The sequence below is a fragment of the Chloroflexota bacterium genome (assembly GCA_020850535.1).
Classification (GTDB): Bacteria; Chloroflexota; UBA6077; order UBA6077; family JACCZL01; genus JADZEM01.
Map to the genome: position 1 here is coordinate 54,851 of JADZEM010000134.1, position 17,180 is coordinate 72,030.

At 70.2% G+C, this 17,180-nt stretch carries 15 protein-coding genes; 9 read left to right on the plus strand and 6 right to left on the minus strand.

All coding sequences use genetic code 11. From position 1 onward, the window contains the following. Positions 1-23: 23 nt before the first annotated feature. The 5 genes from IT306_19545 to rpmI all read right to left on the minus strand — a co-directional run bounded on the left by IT306_19545 (position 24) and on the right by rpmI (position 6,988). On the minus strand, positions 24-2,366 hold the full coding sequence (locus IT306_19545) for an endonuclease MutS2 (GenBank protein ID MCC7370624.1): 2,343 nt from the start codon (positions 2,364-2,366) through the stop codon (positions 24-26). Between the two features lie 318 nt (positions 2,367-2,684). Next, on the minus strand, positions 2,685-5,129 hold the full coding sequence (locus IT306_19550; GenBank protein ID MCC7370625.1) for a phenylalanine--tRNA ligase subunit beta: 2,445 nt from the start codon (positions 5,127-5,129) through the stop codon (positions 2,685-2,687). Continuing rightward, complete coding sequence (gene pheS / locus IT306_19555) at positions 5,126-6,169, minus strand: phenylalanine--tRNA ligase subunit alpha (protein MCC7370626.1); 1,044 nt, start codon at positions 6,167-6,169, stop codon at positions 5,126-5,128. Before pheS ends, IT306_19550 begins: the two co-directional genes overlap by 4 nt. A gap of 190 nt (positions 6,170-6,359) precedes the next feature. Then, the gene (gene rplT, locus IT306_19560) at positions 6,360-6,737 is read right to left on the minus strand and encodes a 50S ribosomal protein L20 (protein MCC7370627.1); all 378 of its coding nucleotides are present in this window, start codon (positions 6,735-6,737) and stop codon (positions 6,360-6,362) included. A 50-nt stretch (positions 6,738-6,787) separates the two neighbouring features. Beyond that, entirely contained in the window at positions 6,788-6,988 is a 201-nt protein-coding gene (gene rpmI, locus IT306_19565; GenBank protein MCC7370628.1) for a 50S ribosomal protein L35, read from the minus strand. A gap of 229 nt (positions 6,989-7,217) precedes the next feature. Between rpmI and IT306_19570 the strand changes: the two genes are divergently transcribed. From IT306_19570 to IT306_19610, 9 genes are all read left to right on the plus strand, one after another. Next, complete coding sequence (locus tag IT306_19570) at positions 7,218-8,540, plus strand: response regulator (protein ID MCC7370629.1); 1,323 nt, start codon at positions 7,218-7,220, stop codon at positions 8,538-8,540. Between the two features lie 203 nt (positions 8,541-8,743). Next, positions 8,744-9,766 (plus strand): thiamine pyrophosphate-dependent dehydrogenase E1 component subunit alpha, encoded by a 1,023-nt coding sequence (locus IT306_19575; protein ID MCC7370630.1) that lies wholly within the window; start codon positions 8,744-8,746, stop codon positions 9,764-9,766. A gap of 92 nt (positions 9,767-9,858) precedes the next feature. Next, entirely contained in the window at positions 9,859-11,313 is a 1,455-nt protein-coding gene (locus tag IT306_19580; protein MCC7370631.1) for a glycosyltransferase family 39 protein, read from the plus strand. A 53-nt stretch (positions 11,314-11,366) separates the two neighbouring features. Beyond that, positions 11,367-11,999, plus strand: coding sequence for a uracil phosphoribosyltransferase (gene upp / locus IT306_19585; GenBank protein ID MCC7370632.1), 633 nt, complete (start codon positions 11,367-11,369; stop codon positions 11,997-11,999). A gap of 338 nt (positions 12,000-12,337) precedes the next feature. Next, positions 12,338-13,336, plus strand: coding sequence for a hypothetical protein (locus IT306_19590; GenBank protein MCC7370633.1), 999 nt, complete (start codon positions 12,338-12,340; stop codon positions 13,334-13,336). A gap of 18 nt (positions 13,337-13,354) precedes the next feature. Continuing rightward, positions 13,355-13,537: a hypothetical protein gene (locus IT306_19595; protein MCC7370634.1), complete on the plus strand. Its 183-nt coding sequence runs from the start codon at positions 13,355-13,357 to the stop codon at positions 13,535-13,537. After that, the gene (locus IT306_19600; GenBank protein MCC7370635.1) at positions 13,534-14,244 is read left to right on the plus strand and encodes a hypothetical protein; all 711 of its coding nucleotides are present in this window, start codon (positions 13,534-13,536) and stop codon (positions 14,242-14,244) included. The genes IT306_19595 and IT306_19600 overlap by 4 nt, the downstream gene beginning before the upstream one ends. Further along, a complete protein-coding gene (locus IT306_19605) occupies positions 14,241-15,554 on the plus strand; it encodes a glutathionylspermidine synthase family protein (protein MCC7370636.1) in 1,314 nt (437 codons plus the stop codon). The genes IT306_19600 and IT306_19605 overlap by 4 nt, the downstream gene beginning before the upstream one ends. Further along, positions 15,532-16,341: a hypothetical protein gene (locus tag IT306_19610; GenBank protein ID MCC7370637.1), complete on the plus strand. Its 810-nt coding sequence runs from the start codon at positions 15,532-15,534 to the stop codon at positions 16,339-16,341. Before IT306_19605 ends, IT306_19610 begins: the two co-directional genes overlap by 23 nt. Before the next feature lie 42 nt (positions 16,342-16,383). Here IT306_19610 and IT306_19615 read toward each other — a convergent pair whose 3' ends face one another. After that, positions 16,384-16,602 carry a DUF350 domain-containing protein gene (locus tag IT306_19615; GenBank protein ID MCC7370638.1) on the minus strand — a complete coding sequence of 73 codons (219 nt, stop codon included), beginning with the start codon at positions 16,600-16,602 and terminating at the stop codon, positions 16,384-16,386. Positions 16,603-17,180 lie beyond the last annotated feature (578 nt).

A 17,180-nucleotide genomic window follows, 5' to 3' on the forward strand; every position in this document is an offset into this window, starting at 1 on the left:
CAACCCTGAATCCTCCATCCTGGTCACGACGCGATCGTGACTTCGGTTGCGCCGTCGCCGCCCTCGCGCTGGTCGGCCTGCTCGAAGCGGGAGACCAGCGCGTGCCCCCGCAGTTGCTCGCGGACGGCCGCCCGCACCGCCCCGCTCCCCTTCCCATGCACGATCCTGACCGAGCGCAGCCCGGCCAGGTAAGCGTCGTTCAGGTAGCGGTCGAGCGCCTCGGCCGCCTCGTCGCGCCGCAGTCCGCGCAGATCGAGCTGCAACGACGGCGCGACCGGTGCGCTGCTGTCCCGCACCAGCACGGAGGGGGCCTCACGCTGCGACTCCTGCCGATCCTTCCGGGTGGCGGCGCGGGCGTCCCGTAGCTCGGCGGCCTTGACGCGGACCCGCATGCCGCGCACGTTCAATTCGGCGTCGCCGTTCGGCTCCAGGTGCACGATCGTGGCGGCCATCCCGATGCGCGGGACCACGACCTCCGAGCCGACCCTGACATCAGCCGGCCCGACCTCGACGGGCACATCCTCTTCGGGCGGCGCGGCCATCGGCGGCGGGATCGGGCGGATCGGCACTTCGAGCGCACGCACAGCGTCGGCCGCCTCGCGCAGCCGTCGGCGCTCTCCCCCCGAAGCCGTCAGGTCGCGCAGGCGACGGTCGGCCTCGCGGCGCAGCTCGGCCAGCATCTGCTCGGACTCCTGCCGGGCCTGCCGCAGGATCTCGGCCCGCTCCTGCTCGGTCCGACGGACCTCGTCGCGCAACCGACGCCGCAGCTTGTCGGCCTCGGCCGCCTCGCGGCGGGCGTCGCGCTTGGCCGCCTCGGCTGCCCGCCGCTCCCGCTGGACCTCGGCCAGCAGCTCCTCGGTCTGGACGGCCTCCGGACTGAGCAGCGACCGGGCATGCTCGATCACTTCCGGCGGCACGCCCAGCCGTCCGGCGATCGCCAGAGCGTTGCTGCGCCCGGGCACGCCGACCAGCAGCCGGTACGTCGGGGCCAACGTACGGGTGTCGAACTCGACGGAGGCGTTCTCGACGCGGGCCGTCCCGTGCGCGAATGCCTTCAGCTCCGAGTAGTGGGTCGTGCCCATCACGAACGCGCCCTTGTCTCGGAGATAGAGCAGGATCGCGCGGGCCAGCGCCGAGCCTTCCTGCGGATCGGTCCCCGCGCCAAGCTCGTCCAGCAGCACCAGGGTGGCATGGTCAGCCGGCTGGAGCATCTGGACGATGTGCGTGACGTGCGAGGAGAACGTCGAGAGGCTCTGCTCGATGCTCTGCTCGTCGCCGATGTCCGCGAAGACCCGCTGGAAGACGGCGACCTCGGAGCCTTCGCCGGCCGGGATCTGCAGCCCGGCCTGGGCCATCAGCGAGAGCAGCCCGACCGTCTTCAGCGCGACGGTCTTGCCGCCGGTGTTGGGGCCGGTGATCACCAGCACGTCGAAGTCACCGCCCAGCTCCAGCGTCAGCGGCACGACCTTGCCACGCAGCAGCGGGTGCCGCGCCTCGAACAGCCGCACGATGGGCTTGCCGGAGCGTCGAGGCAGCTCGTTGAGGGTCGGGCGGACGGCGTTCATGTCGTCGCCGAGCCGCCCCTTCGCGAGATGGAGATCCAGCTCGGCCAGCGCCTCGACCGAGCCGTCAAGCTCGTCGCGGTGGATCGCCACCCGATTGCTCAGCTCGCGGAGTATCCGCTCGACCTCGTGCCGCTCCTCCGATTCGAGCGCGCGGATGCGGTTGCCGGCCTCGACGATCGGCAGCGGCTCGATAAAGAGCGTCTGGCCGCTGGCCGACTGATCGTGGACGATGCCCTTGATCCGGCCCCGCTCCTCGGAACGCACCGGCAGCACGTAGCGCCCGTTCCGCTGGGTGATGACGGCGTCCTGCAACGAGGTCCGCATGCTGTTCAGCAGCGACTGCAGCTGGCTCATCATGCGGTCGCGGCCGATCCTGAGATCGCGCCGCACCTGGTGCAGCTTGGCGCTGGCCTCGTCGCGAACCTCGCCGCCCGGCTCGATGCACCGGCCGATCTCCTCTTCGAGCCGGAGCAGGTCGGCCAGCCGGTTGGCGATGTTGGCGAGCCTCGGGAGGCCGTCCCGCAGCCGCAGCACCGTGCCGCGCCAGAGTCGGGCGACGCGCGCCGTCGAGGCGATATCCAGCAGCTCCAGCGGCTGCAACACGCCGCCGAGATCGGCCCGCATGGTGGACTGGCGGATGTCGTGCGCGCCGCCGAGCGTCAGCCCGGGCTTGAGGGTCGGGAGGCGGCGGGCCTCCTCGGTGGTCTGCTGCAAGCGCTCCACCACAAAGGCATCGGCGGACGGCTGGAGGGCCATGGCAAGCTCGCGCCCCGCCGAGAACGAGGTGCGCGCCGCCACCATCACCACGAGCTTGTCGAACTCGAGGGGGCCGGTGGAGAAGGAGGGTTTCGGGTTCTGGGTTTCGGGTTTCGGGGACGGCGCAGGTGCCCCCTCACCTCCAACCCCATTCTCCCCACCATGGAGCCTCTCGGCTTCGCCGTCTCTCCACGGCCTTTCAGGGGAGAGGGGAGGTACCCTGGATGGCTCCCCCTCTCCCGCGCGCGGGAGAGGGGGCCGGGGGGTGAGGGGTTCCTCGTTCTTGTCGGTCCCGACGTGGGCGTCTGTCTCCTGTGCCACGTCTACTTGCTCCTTGCTGACAGTGCCCCGCCAGGACCACGCTCAGGCGTCGAGGCCGCGAATGACGGCCCCGAACTGCTGCCTGACCGACGAGACGATGCTCGCCATCGCGTCGTCGGCTTCGGCGTCCGTGAGCGTCCGGTCGGAGGCACGGAACCGCAGGGTGTAGGCCAGGCTCTGCTTGCCGGCCGCCACCTGCGGGCCTTGATACAGATCGAACAGGGCGACACGCTCCAGCAGCGGGCCGCCAGCGGTACGGATGGTCTGCTCGACGGCCGCGTTGGAGGCGTCGCGGTCGAGCAGCAGCGCCAGGTCTCGGTCCAGCCCGGGGAAGCGCGCCAGCGGCTCGAGCTGCGGCTGCCCGACGGCCGCCTCGATGATGGTGTCGAACGCCAGCTCGGCCACGTAGACCTCGCGGCCCTCCAGGTCGAAGCGCTCGGCCACGAGCGGGTGTAGCTGCCCCAGGTAGCCAACCACCTCGCCGTCGCCCATCCCGACGCTCACCTGCGCGCAGCGCCCCGGGTGGAATCCGTCCGCGACGGCCGCCACGATCCGGTGAGGCACGTTGAAGCGCCCCAGCAGCTCGGTGACCACGCCCTTCAGATCGAAGAAGTCGGTCTGCCGGGCGGGGGCGTTCCAGGCCGTGATGCCGGCCGCGCCGGTCATCACCAGCCCCAGGCGCATCCGCTCGGTCGGCAAGGGCTGCATCGGCGGCAGATAGACCCGCGCCAGCTCGAAGATAGCCACGCGATCCCGATGCCGCAGCGTCGAGCGGGCCACGCCGAGCAGGCTGGTCAGCAGCTCGGTGCGGAGGGCGCTGAGGTCCGCCGAGATGGCGTTGTGGACGGGGACCTCGCACTGAGCAGCCGTGCCGTTGCTGGCGATACCGTTGCTCGCCGGGCCGTTCAGGCTCAGGCGCGCCGCCGTGCCCGGCCCGACCAGCGAGTAGGTCATGACCTCGCGCAGACCGGCTGCCGTCAGCACGTCCTTGGCCGTGTCGCCGGCAGCCCGCAGCGGCTCGACGTACGGCTCCGGCGGGGAGCCAGTGGGGAGCGTCGTCGGGATCTCGTCGTAGCCGGTGATCCGCGCGACCTCTTCCGCAAGATCAGCCCGTCCCTCGACATCCTGCCGGTGGCCGGGCACGGTCACCCGCAGCTTACCTTCGGACGGCTCAACCTTGAAGTCGAGCGACGTGAGCACCCGCGTCACCAACTCACGGCTGTAGGCATGGCCCAGCAACCCGCCGATCTCATCCTCGTGGACGAGGATCTCGCGCGGCGGGATCGGGGTCGGATAGACATCCACGATGTCGGCCGGCGCGATGCCGCCAGCGATCTGGGTCAAGAGCTGGACCGTTCGCTGCGAGGCCCGCAGCGCCAGCCCTGGATCGACGCCCCGCTCGTACCGCCGAGACGCCTCGGAGGGGAGCCGCAGGGCCGACGAGGTCTTGCGGATGGTGGCCGGCAGGAAGTTCGCCGTCTCCAGCAGGACGTTGCGGGTGGTGTCGCTGACCTCCGTCGGGCCGCCGCCCATCACGCCGGCCACCGCGACCGGCTTCTCGGCGTCCGCGATGACCAGCATCTCGGGGTCGAGGATGCGCTCGACGTCGTCCAGCGTCACCAGCCGCTCGCCGGGAGCGGCCCGCCGCGCCTGGATCACCGGCCCGAGGGCGTCGGCGTCGAAGGCGTGCTGCGGCTGTCCCAGTTCGAGCATCGTGTAGTTGGTCGCATCGACCACGTTGCTGATCGGGCGGACGCCGGCCATGTGCAGCCGCCGCTGCAGCCAGAGCGGCGACGGCCCGACCTTCACGTCGGCGATGTACGCCGCCGTGAAGCGCCGGCACAGGTCCGGCGCAGGCACCGATACGGCGATCGTGCTGCCAGACGGCACGCTGCCAGACGGCGGCGTGGTCGGCACGCGGCGGAACGGCGCGCCGGTGATCGCGTGGATCTCCCGAGCAACGCCCTCGACGGACATGGTATCCGGACGGTTCGGCGTGATGTACAGATCGAGGACCGTATCCGCGAACAGGGACTTCAGATCGGCCCCGTTCTCGTACGTTTCGTCCAGGATCAGGATGCCGGAGCGGTCGGGGGTCAGCCCCAGCTCGTCGGCCGAGCAGACCATGCCGGCCGAGGCGACGCCGCGGAGGGTCGCCGCCTCGATGACCCGGCCGCCGGGCAGCGTGCCGCCCGGGCGCACGTAGGGCACCTGGATGCCGACCCTCAGGTTGGTTGCGCCGGTCACGACCGTGACCGGCACGCCGCTGCCGTCGTCCAGTGTCGCCACGAACAGGGTATCGGCGTTCGGGTGCGGCTCCAGCCCGACGACGGTGGCGACGACCACGCCGTCCCACTCCGCGCCGACCTGGATAACCGCTTCGACCTCGGTGCCGGACATGTTCAGACGGTGGACCAGATCCGGCAGCGGAAGCCTATCGAGATCGATATCCACCAGCTCACGGAGCCAGCTCAACGGCACTTTCATGAGACGAACTGCTCCAGGAAGCGCGGATCGTTCGCGTAGAACTGGCGGATATCGGTGATGCCGTACTTGAGCATCGCGATGCGCTCCGGCCCCATCCCGAAGGCGAACCCGCTGTACTTCTCAGGATCGTAGCCGGCCATGCGAAGCACCCGAGGGTGGACCATACCGGCCCCGAGGATCTCCAGCCAGTCACCGCCCTTGATCTCTGGCGTCGAGATGCCCATGTCGACGCCTGGCTCCACGAAGGGGAAGTAGTCACAGCGGAAGCGGACCTTCACCTTCGAGCCGAAGATGTGCTGGGCGAAGGCGAACAGCGTCCCCTTCAGGTCGGCCATCGTGAGGCCCTTGTCCACCGCCAGACCCTCGACCTGATAGAACATCCACTCGTGCGTGGCGTCCTGGGCCTCGTAGCGGTAGCAGCGGCCGGGCACCACGACCCGCACCGGCGGCGGCTCGACGCCGGCCGCCTTCGCCTCGGCGACCTTTGCCTCCATCACCCGCGCCTGCATCGGTGAGGTGTGGGTGCGGAGCAGCACCTCCGGCGGCGAGACGTAGAGGGTGTCCCACATGTCCCGGGCCGGGTGGTTGGCCGGGATGTTGAGCATCTCGAAGTTGTACTTGTCCAGCTCGACTTCCGGGCCTTCAACCACCTGATAGCCAATCGACTGGAAGAAGCCGGCGATCTGGCGCAAGATGATGGTCGTCGGGTGGAGGCCGCCCCGCACGACCGGCCGCCCCGGCAGCGTCACGTCGATGCGCTCGGCGTCGAGCGCCTTCGACAACGCCGACGCACGCGCCGTGCTGAGGTGGGCTTCGAGGGCAACCTCAAGCGCCTTCTTGGCCTCGTTGGCAGCCTGCCCGGCGGCAGGACGCTGGTCGGCCGGCAGCCCGGACAGGCCGCGCAGCACGTCGGTGAGCGCACCGCGCCGGCCCAGGTAGCCGACGCGCCACTTTTCGAGCACGTCAGGCTCGTGCGCCACCGCCAGCTCGGTCAGCGCCTGCTCGCGCAGGGAGTCGATCTTGCCTCGCCAGTCGTCCATCCGAATGCTCTCCACCGAGTCGCTCCCCCTCACCGCCCCGCCGCGCAGCGGGGCGGGGGTGAGGGGTCATCTTGACCGTACTCAGGACGAAAAAAGCGCCTTCGTCGCGGCTCGACGAAGGCGCTCAACAGTCCATCGCGCGAGCCGTTCCGTGTCTTGCGACCCTGGCGACTCTTGCGATCTCGGGTGCTCAGGCGGTAGCGACCTCGCTCGCCTGGCTCTTCTCCCGAGCCAGAGCCACCAGGTTGGTAAACGACGCCGCGTCGGAGACAGCAAGCTCCGCGAGCATCTTGCGATTGATCTCGACGCCGGCCGCCTTGAGGCCAGCCATCAGCCGGCTGTAGCTCAGCCCATTGGCACGCGCCGCCGCGTTGATGCGAATGACCCACAGCCGGTGGAAATCACGCTTCTTGTTGCGGCGATCCCGGTACTGGTAGGCCAGCGAGTGCAGGACCGCTTCGTTCGCGGTCTTGTGCAGTCGGCTGCGGCCGGAATGAAAGCCCTTCGCGAGCTCAAGAATCTTCTTGTGGCGCGCGTGCTGTGTGACGCCGCGCTTGACTCGGGCCATGATGTCCTCTCGCGGTACCCGAAGCCTCGGGCGTTACGTGATGAGATCGCTTACTTGGCGTAGGGGATCAGACGACGCAGCCGAGGCAGGTCGGCCTTCGCCACGACGAACATCTCGTCAAGCTCACCCGAGGTGCGCTTCGACTTGTTCCGGCGGAGATGGCTCTTCATCTGCCGCGTTCGCATGAGCTTGCCCGAGCCGCTGTACTGCATGCGGCGGGCAGCCCCCTTGTGGGTCTTCAGCTTGGGCATGAGTGTCACATCCCTGGAGGTACAAAAGCCCCCGGGACCAAACTGGCCGGGCGGCCCTGGCGATACGCGCGCACGCAAAGGCGCGGCTCAACGCCACGTTCGCTCATTGTAGCAGAGTCTTGTGACTCCCCGGCAACGAGTCCGCAGCCTCCGCTACCATGCAGATCATCGCCACGACGGTGCAGATCATCGCCACCCGGGTCAGCGGGGAGGGAGGCCGTCCGTGCAGATTCAATTCTGGGGCACACGCGGCTCGCTCCCCAAGCCGGGGCCGACGACGCTCCGCTACGGCGGCAACACGTCCTGCACGGCGGTCCGCCTCGACGACGGCACGCTGCTGGTCTTCGACTGCGGCACGGGCGCCCACAACCTGGGGCTGGATCTCTTGCGCCAGCGCACCCAGCCGGTCCACGGTCACCTCTTCATCTCGCACTTCCACTGGGATCACATCCAGGGATTCCCGTTCTTCGCGCCGCTCTTCGTGCCGGGGGACCAGTGGGACGTCTACGCGCCCGGCGGGCGGGGCCAGGAGGTCGCGCCGAGCCTGGCCGGGCAGATGCAGTACACCTACTTCCCGGTCGCGCTCGATCAGCTTGGCGCAACCATCCGCTACCACGACCTGGGCGAAGGGACGTTCCAGCTTGGGGCGGCGAAGATCGCCACGCAGTACCTGAATCATCCCGCGCTCGCGCTGGCGTACCGGGTGGAGGTCAACGGGGTCACGCTGGTGTACGCCACGGACCATGAGCCGCACGCGTCCAGCCCGGCCGGCGAGCAGCCCACGCCGGGCCACGCGGCGATCCACGCCGAGGATCGCCGCCACATCGAATTCCTGGCCGGCGCGGACCTCGTCATCCACGACTCGCAGTACACGGACGCCGAGTACCCGGCCAAACGCGGCTGGGGACACACCACCATCGAATGGTCGGTAGACTACGCCCTGGCGGCCGGCGTCAAGCGGCTCGCGCTCTACCACCACGAGCCGACGCGCGACGATGCGGGCATCGACCGGGTGCTGGAACAGGCGAAGGCCCGGGCCGGGGCCGCGCTCGAGGTGGTGGCAGCAGCCGAGGGGCAGACGCTCACGCTTGCGGAGCGGCCGGCCACGGTTGTGCAGGCCCGCGCCGAGGATGCCGAGGCGCCGCCCTCGCCGCCGGAGACCGATCGCCTGCCCACGGTGCTGATCGTCGACGACGATCCAGCGATCCGCACGCTGCTGGTGACCATTCTGCGGCGGGAGGGGCTTCGGCTGCTGGAGGCGGCGGACGGCGAGGCTGCGCTCCAGATGGCGCGCACGGAGCGGCCAGAGCTCCTGCTGCTGGATTGGCAGATGCCGAAGCGCGATGGTCTCTCGGTCTGCCGGGCGCTGCGCGCGGACCCCGACCCGTACTTCCAGCGGGTGCCGATCGTGCTGGTGACGGCGCTGGCCGGCCCCGAGCACACTGAGGCCGGCTTCGATGCTGGCGTGAACGACTATCTGACCAAGCCGTTTGCGCCGCCCCAGGTCCGCACGCGCGTGCGTTCCTGGCTGATGCGCGCCGCCACACCCTGACGCCCCAACAGGCGGCGCCAGCAGCGCCACGTCCCTGAGGCTGCTTCGCCGCGGGGACAACCGGTATCCTTCCGGCACGCGGCTCGACCGCCAGCCATGTAGCCGCACGAACCGCCCGTACTGATACTGAGGAACGCACGGTGGCGACTACCCGCGACCCGGCCGCCGATCTCGGCGCTGACCTGCTGAAGATCTACCGGCTGATGCTCCTGACGCGCATCTTTGACGACCGCATCACCCTGCTCTCGCATCAGGGGCGAGTCGGCATCTCGGCGTCGGCGCGGGGGCACGAAGCGGCACAGGTCGCCAGCGCCTGGGCCGTCCGGCCCGGCCAGGACGTCGTCTATCCCTATTACCGCGACATCGGCGTGGTGTTCACCCTCGGGATCACCCCCTACGACCTGTTCCTTGGCGCGCTGAATCGAGCGGGCGAGCCGTTCTCCGGTGCACGGCAGATGCCGTTCCACTTCACCTCGCCCAGCCTCCGCATGCCGACGCCCTCAACCTCGATTGCGACGCACATTCCGCACGCCGTCGGGGCGGCGCTCGCCGCGAAGATCCGCCGCGAGGACGCCGTCATCTTCTGCTGGTTCGGCGACGGCGCCACCAGCAAGGGCGATTTCCACGAGGGCATCAGCTTCGCGGCGATCCACAAGCTGCCCATCGTGTTCATCTGCGAGAACAACCAGTACGCCATCTCGGTGCCGGTCGCGCGGCAGCTGCCGACCGCCAGCGTGGCCGAGCGCGCGGCCGGCTACGGCATCCCGACGACGCGCTGCGACGGCCTGGACGTGCCCGAGACGTATCGAATCGTGGTCGAAGCCGTTCAGCGGGCGCAGGCCGGCGCGGGGCCGTCGCTGATCGAGACGCTGGTCTACCGGCTCGGGCCGCACACCAGCCACGACGACGACTCCCGTTATCGAACGCGGGAGGAGGTCGCCGCCTGGGAGGCGCGCGAGCCGATTGGCCGCCTGCGCGCCGATCTCTGCCAGCGCGGCCTGCTCGACGAGGCGGCGGACGCGGTCCTGCTGGACAGCGTCCGCGAGGAGATCGCCCAGGCGCTGACGCTGGCCGAGCTTGCTCCCGAGCCGGACCCGGCCACAGCCTTCACCGACATCCTGGCCGGCCGCACCGTCCCGAACCCGTTTGAGCGCTCGTCCAGCACGCTGGATTCGGCCTCCCGCCAGAGCGGCGAGGGGATCCACGCCACGGGGACGCGCGGATGATCAGCAACCTCGCCCCCCCAGAAAACGCCCTCACCCCCCAACCCAGTCGAGCCACCGGACTGGGGGGTGAGGACCTTTCGCTTCGACCTGTCGTGACATGGCTGCGCGCCCACCCCGATCTGCTCGCCATCATCCTGGTCGTGCTGGTGGCGTTCGCCCTCCGGAGCGCGTTCGCCTTCCGCGTCCCGGCCTTCGTCACCAAGGACAGCATCGAGTACGTCGAGCCGGCCCTGGCCCTCGTGGACGGCGAGCCGTTCATCCTCGCCCAGCGGCGGACGCCGGTCTACCCCATCGCGATGGCCGCCTCGGTGGCGATCTTCGGGCGAGACCTGCTGGCGATCACCTTCGCCCAGCACCTGCTGGGCGTGGTGACGGCCGTCTTGACCTACGGCATCGGGCGGCTGACCTTCGGACGGGCGGCCGGCCTGCTGGCCGGCCTGGGCGCAGCGCTCTCCAGCCCGTTGCTGATCTACGAGCACTACCTGATCACCGAATCCGTCTTCACCTTCTGCCTGATCCTCGCGATGCTGTTGCTGGTGGCCGGTCTCCGCACCGGCCGCATGGCCTACTTCGCGGCCGGCGGCCTGATGCTCGGCATGGCGGCGCTGACCCGCCCTGTGGGGCAGGCGGTGCTGGTGGCGCTGCCCTTCGCCGCCCTGCTGGCGCTGCGTCGCTGGCGACCGAGCATCGTCGCCTGCGTCCTGGCTGCCGGCTGCTTCGCGCTGCTGGTGGTCCCCTGGGCCATCCGCAACCAGCTTGTGTACGGAACGGCCGGCGCGGCCAGCACCGGCCGCTTCCTGATCTCGCGGTCGGTCAAGCACGAGCGGAACTTCGTCTTCTACGAGAAGGAGGTCGGGGCGTTCCCCGGCGAGAACCCGCAGCGGACGCGCGCCCGCCAGATCGCTCAGGAGGTGACCGACAAGCGACCGGAGCCAGGACAGGTCTTTCAGCGCATCCGTGACGAGCTGAAGCTGACGGAAGCCCAGACCGACGCGATGCTCCGCGACATCGCCACCGAGGCGATCCTGCGCGATCCGATGCTGTGGGTCGCCGGGACGGTCGAGATGTTCTACGAGCTGCTGAAGGGCGCTCCGAAGGAAGAGCTGGTCAGCTGGCATCAGGACGTCCACGATCAGCCGCGTGTCTCGAATCAGTGGGCACGCTTCAACTATCTGCTGGAAGCGCCGCCGCCCGCCCACGTCAACGAGGCTCGCGAGGCCGAGTGGCTGGCCCAGATCTTCCGTCCGACGCGCATCGCCTGGCCGATTGTCGGGCTGGGCGTCCTGGGAGCGCTGCTGGCGCTGGCGATCCCCGCCTACCGGCCGGCCATGCTGCCGTTCCTGGTGGCGCTGATCCTGATCGCCGTCAGCGCGATGCTCGTCGGCGACGTGCCGCGCTACCGGTACCCGGTCGACCCGCTGATGTACGTGATGGCGGCCGGTGGGCTGTTCGGCAGCGCGCGCGTGCTGTACGGACTGGTGCGCGGACGCGGCAGGCCGATGTCGGCCCCGATCCACCCCACGGAGCGACGGCTTCCGGTATCCTGACGGCGCGGCGGCCTGCTCGCCGCCGCCGAGATCAGCCAGGAGCCGCGCGCGCCATGCTCTACGCGTCCGAGCATCCGCTTGTCCGCCTGAAGGTTGCCGAGCTACGGGATGTCCAGACCCGCCCGCCACGGTTCCGCGAGCTGGTACGCGAGATCTCGCTGCTGCTCGGCGTCGAGGCGATGCGCGCGCTGCCGCTCAAACCGCGCACCGTCCGCACCCCGCTGGCCGACGCCCCCGGCTTCGAGCTTGGCGTCACGGTCGGGCTGGTCCCGATCCTCCGGGCCGGCCTGGGGATGGTCGATCCGTTCCTGTCGCTGGTGCCGCAGGCCCAGGTCTGGCACCTGGGGCTGTACCGCGACGAGGAGACGCTGCGGCCCGTCGAGTACTACAACCGGCTGTCCACCGGCGAGCCACCGCACGGCCACGAGGTGCAGCACTGGTTCCTGCTCGATCCGATGCTGGCGACCGGCGGCTCGGCGGTCGCGGCGGTGGACGTGCTGCGCCGCACAGATCGCCGCCCGCTGACCTACGTCGGGTTGATTGCCGCGCCGGAGGGCATCCGCGCGCTGGAGGCTGCCCACCCGGACGTGGATATCTACGTTGGGGCGGTTGACAGCCATCTGAACGAGCATGGGTACATCGTGCCCGGGCTGGGTGACGCCGGCGACCGTCAGTTCGCGACGTAGACGAGCCTCGACGCCGATTGCCCAGGGCGATTACACATTGGGCGGGGCGTGCAGCGTCGTCGGGGCTTGAAAGCCCCGCCTACCATCCTGCAGTCGCTCCGCGACGCTCCTGTCTCGCCCGGCGACGGCAATTCCCGTCCTTCGTCGCGAAGCGACTGAATGACTGTAGGCGGGGGTTGAAACCCCCGCCTGCGCGTCTTGCCACGTTCTGGGAACACCGACGAACGGGCAATCGCCCTGGCCGATTGCCTCAGACGCCATGGCAGGGGTAGCGCGCGGGCTATACTGCGACACCAGCCCTGTGGAACTCCTGGCGGCGAACGGTCGTCTGAGTGAAGATGGCAACTCGAATGACGTCTCGCCCATCCCGACACGATGCGCCGCCGGTCGACGCCGACCGGCAGGCCGGTGACGCCGACCGGCAGGCCGCGACGCGCCTCCAGCTCCTCGACCTGGCCGAGGATGCCAGCCGCTACCTGCGCCGCCATGCCGAGCCGTCCGTCCGGGTCGCGGCGGCGCTGCTGCTCGCATCGTCGCTCGCGGCGTGCTCCGCGCCGAGCTCGGGGCCGGCCGCCAGCACCGCTCCAGCCGTCCTGCCGTTGGCCCAGGAGGTCAAGAGCGGCCTTCCGACATCGCCCGGCGCCTACCCGATCTCGCCCAACTCGATCTCGCGCGATCCGCAGGGCGTCTACGACTTCATGTGGCGCAGCAACACGGCCGGCGCGCAGACCTGGACGCCCGCTCGCGCCAGCCTGGTGAAGCTGGCGCAGGGGAACGACGACACCCTGGAGATCCCGTCGAGCGGCGACCCGATCCTGCGCCTGAAGCCTGACACCGCCATCACCCTGCCAGACGACGACACGCCCGTCGGCGGTCCGACGCCGACCCCGCGCACGTCAACGTCGTCGAGCAGCTCCAGCAGCAGCGGGTCAACCAGGGGCAGCTCGATCCTCTGGTACCCGTTCCCCACAGGCGGCGGCACGACGACCGGGTCAAGCAGCAGCAGCGCCCCGGCCAGCGGCGATGTTGCCGCCTCGACGCCCGCGTATCGCAACCCGCCGGCCGCCACGCCGGGCCAGGGCTCCGTGCGCGGCTCGGCCGGCAGCTCCGTGTCTGCGCCCGCCACCTCCGCACGAACCTGGACCTCACCCTCGCGGGCAGCATCGACCGGGCAATCCGGCGGACCGGGGCCGGGAACGGCGGCCTCATCGCGGTCTGGCTCGCTGAGCGGCCCGGCCAGCGGCGCAGCCCGGCCAGGCTCGTCCATCTTCTCGGGCGGCAAGAGCGGCGCGTCGGCGGGCAGCAGCAGTAGCAGCGGCGGCAGCAGCCTGGGCTGACGAGGGCCGGCAGACCGTATGGCCCGACCACGCAAGGAGCCGTCGCTCGCGCAGTTGATCCGACGGAGCCCCGAGCTGGACGCGCCCGCCCGCCGTCACTGGCTGGCGGTGCTGCCCCACCTGACTGACGAAGACCGGCAGCGGCTGCGGGAGATTCTGTCGAGCACTGCTGATGCCGGCGACGCACCACGAACGCCATGACCGCTGAGCGGCTGGCCCGGGCGCTCATTCGCTGGCAGCACGCGGCCGGGCCGTTCTGGCCGTACGTCTGTGCCGCGCCATTCCTGGGCACGGGCGAGAGCCTGCAGCTGGCGGCTGGCATCCCGGCGCGGCCCGCTCGGACAGTGCCGCGCTCCCAGGGAGACGACTGCCGCGGGGACACGTTCCAGGTGGTGCTGGCCGACGTGCCGGCCGAGCCGCTGCTGGCTGCCGCGCCGGAGCTGACCGACGCCGGCTGGTACGTCGTGCCGGTCATCCAGCGGTGGATCGCCAGCCCGGCCGTGCTGCCGTGCCGTCGCCTGCTGGAGCTGCTGCTCCGAGGGGCGGACGGCGTCCGTCGCCCGGCCCAGCCGCGGGGTGCGATCCTGGTCGCGGACGGCGACCGGACCGGGCCGCCAGCGTACCCGGTGCTGGTCCCGGGCCGCACCTTCGACAATCGCTACGAGTACCAGATCTGCCGCTTGCCGTCGACGCGCTTCCTGCTGGAGCATGGCGTGCAGGAAGTCCGCTGGCTCACGAGCGAGCGCCCGCCGGTCCCTGGCCCGAATGGCCCCGAGCCGATGACCCTCGGGCTGCCGCCAGTGGCGCGGGATCTGCAGCCGTACCGCGAGATGCTGCTCCAGGCCGGCATCGAGGTGGCCGCATCGGTGGCAACGGCAGACACGGCCCTCGGGGCGCTCCTCAGGTGAGCAGGCCGCTGCGTGCACTCATCGCCGAGCCGACCGGCGTCAGCGCTGCCCGGTACCGCCGCTTCTGGCGGCGCGCGCAGCTTGACGCCCTCCTGCCCGACCTGATGGTGCGCGGCGAGCCGTACCTCGCGCTGAACGCCTGGGTGCTCAGCGCCGGCGGTCACGCGCTGCTGGCGAGGCTCACACGGGTCTTCTCCGGCGTCTTCCACACAGCCGGCCAGCGGGTGGCCGCCGACGTGGCCGCGACCATCAAGCTCGGGTTCCCATGGGCCGCCGCCGAGCTGCTGTCAGTCGAACCACCGCGCGTGCCCATCGTCGGGCGGTTCGACTTCGTGCAGGATGAGTCCGGCCGCTGGCGACTGCTGGAGCTGAACGCCGACACGCCATCCGGCATCCGCGAAGGGATCACCTGCGACCGGCTGGTCTACGAGCAGGTGTCCGAGGCGGCCGGGCTGGCTCGTCCGAGCGCGATCCTGGGCGAGCGGCTGACCGAGGCGATCCTTGGGGCCGTCGAGCCGGTCGGACGGGGCGGCGCGCTCGGCGTCATCACGACGGCGAGCGAGCTGGAAGACCTGTCGCAGATGGCGTTCACGGCGCGGCTGGTGACGCCAGCCCTGGCCGCGCGGGGCCTCGACGTGGTGCTGGGAGACGCCGGCAACCTCCGCCTGACGGCGCGCGGCCTGACCCTGCGCGGGCAGCGGGTGGACGCGGTCTACCGCTACCTGCCCTTCGAGGCGATCTTCGGGACGCCGACGTTCGCCGCGCTCGAAGAGGCCGTTGCCCTCGGGACGGTGACGGTCCTGAACGGCCTCTACGGGCTGCTGCTCCAGAACAAGGGCTTGCTCGCCTGGATCTGGGCGCACCGCGACGACGCCGGCCTCTTCGACGCCGACGAGCGATGCGCCATTGTGGAACACCTGCCCGCCACCTGGATGCTGGAGGACGCGCCCGCGCACGTCCCGCGCCAGGATCTGGTCGCCAAGCAGGTCTTCGGGCGCGAGGGCCAGGAGGTCTTCTTCGGCGAGGATTGCTCGGCGGAACTGTGGGCGACGCTGGCTGCCCAGCAGACCTACATCGGCCAGGAGCGGGTCCGAGTCGGGCGCTCCCTGGCCACGGTCCAGACCTCGACCGGCTCGGAGGTCCGAGAAGGTCACGCGACGGTCGGCGCGTTCGCCGTCAACGGCGAGTTCGGGGGGTACTACACACGGTTCGGCGAGAAGATCATTACGTCCAGCTCGAAGTGGCTTGGGACGTTCGCAGAGCGTGGAGACGGAAACGGAGACGGCGATGTCCGACGCCTCACCATCTGACGCTGCACGGCGCGCCGCTGCAACACCCGATGCGCCCAGCGGACACGACGCCTGGACCGTGGACGACTTCGGCCCCGTCCCCGGCGACCGGCTGCTGCTGCCAGCCGCGACCGCCCGGCGCGCCGCCGAATCCGAAACTGACGCCACCGTGCAAACTATCTACCTCTGCAGCGAGCCCGAGGGGGAGCGCCTTGTGCGCTGGACGTGGATCATCCTCGACGATGGCCGTCTGCTGGAGATCGCACCGCGCGGCTGCGCCCTCTACGATCCGCCGACCGTCCTGCGGCGAGGCAGCGGCCCGTTCATGGAGCTGGCCGCGCAGGATGGCGCGCTCGTTCGCTTCGAGGAGCGCGTGCGAGCGGGCGTCTGGGAGGCCCGGCCCGTCCGCCTGACGCTCGACCGGCGGAGCTGGCGGCTCACCGCCACGGGGACCGTCGCCGCGCAACGGCTCGGGCCGCGGCCGGCGAGCGCCTGGGGACAGCTCCGCACCAGCATGATGGGACACCGACGCGCAGCCACGGCGGCCCCGCGCCCCTGGAACATCGAGACGGGCAGGACGGGCACGGGCCTCGCGACAGCCGCCGAGGATGGGCCTGCCGAGGATGGGCCCGCCGAGCAGGATGTCTACTTCACGCTGGTCGGGCAGGCGCGCGGGACGGACGTAGCCGACCGACTCAGCCTCGGCGTCTGGATGCGGGACCTCTGCCTGGCGTTCGGGCGGCGACTGGGGGACACCCCGCGCGCAGCGGGCCTGGAGATCGTCCCACGCCGCGCCCCAGACGCCTGACGCGGCAGCTGGGAGTCGATGGGATCAGTTGGGGGGCAGCGGCTAGTTGATCGCCATCGCCACGATGATGGCCAGGCCGAGCACGAACGATCCGGCCAGGATCGCCGCCGCCACGTTGCCGTCCTCGAAGACCCGCTTGTTCAGGTCAGTCGGCGTCAGCGCATCGAACACACGATAGCCGATGAACAGCAGAACAAAGCCGATCAACGCGAAGAACACCGACAAGAGCATGTTGTTGAACATCGCGTTGGCTTCGGCCATCTTGAAGACCCCCTCAGCAAGTGGACAGCGGCCAGAGGCGGCCATCGACGGGAGGATAGAGAGGGAGCGTACCCCTGTCAAGCCGAACGAAGATCGGGAGCGGGGCCATCGGCCCGGCCACCGGGCACACCGAACGAAACGGGGGGTGAACGCCAGGGAAACAGCGCACCAGACGCCGACAGACGCGACATGCGGGGCAACACTTCCCATTTCGCGCCAAAAAGACCCTTGACGGCGCTATGCGGCGCGCTGCATACTGTTCGGGCGCCCAGCGACCAGGGCGTCCGGAGTGACGACGATTCTGACAGTCATCGCGCACCACGAGCTTGAGGGGGCCTCACTGCGGGGTCTCTGATCGTTCGATCAGTGCGGTGACGGTCCGACAGTCGTCGGGCCGTTTTTGTTGGGAAGCGTTTTCGGAGCGATCCGAGCGCCGCTCAGCAGGTCACGAACATTGACAGCAGAAGAGTAGTGGAAGAGCAGAGTCGATCCTGTCGGCTTGGCGTCGTGCGTGAGTACGGTGCTGAGCTAGGGAAGGCGCACGGTGGATGCCTAGGCGTCACGAGCCGATGAAGGGC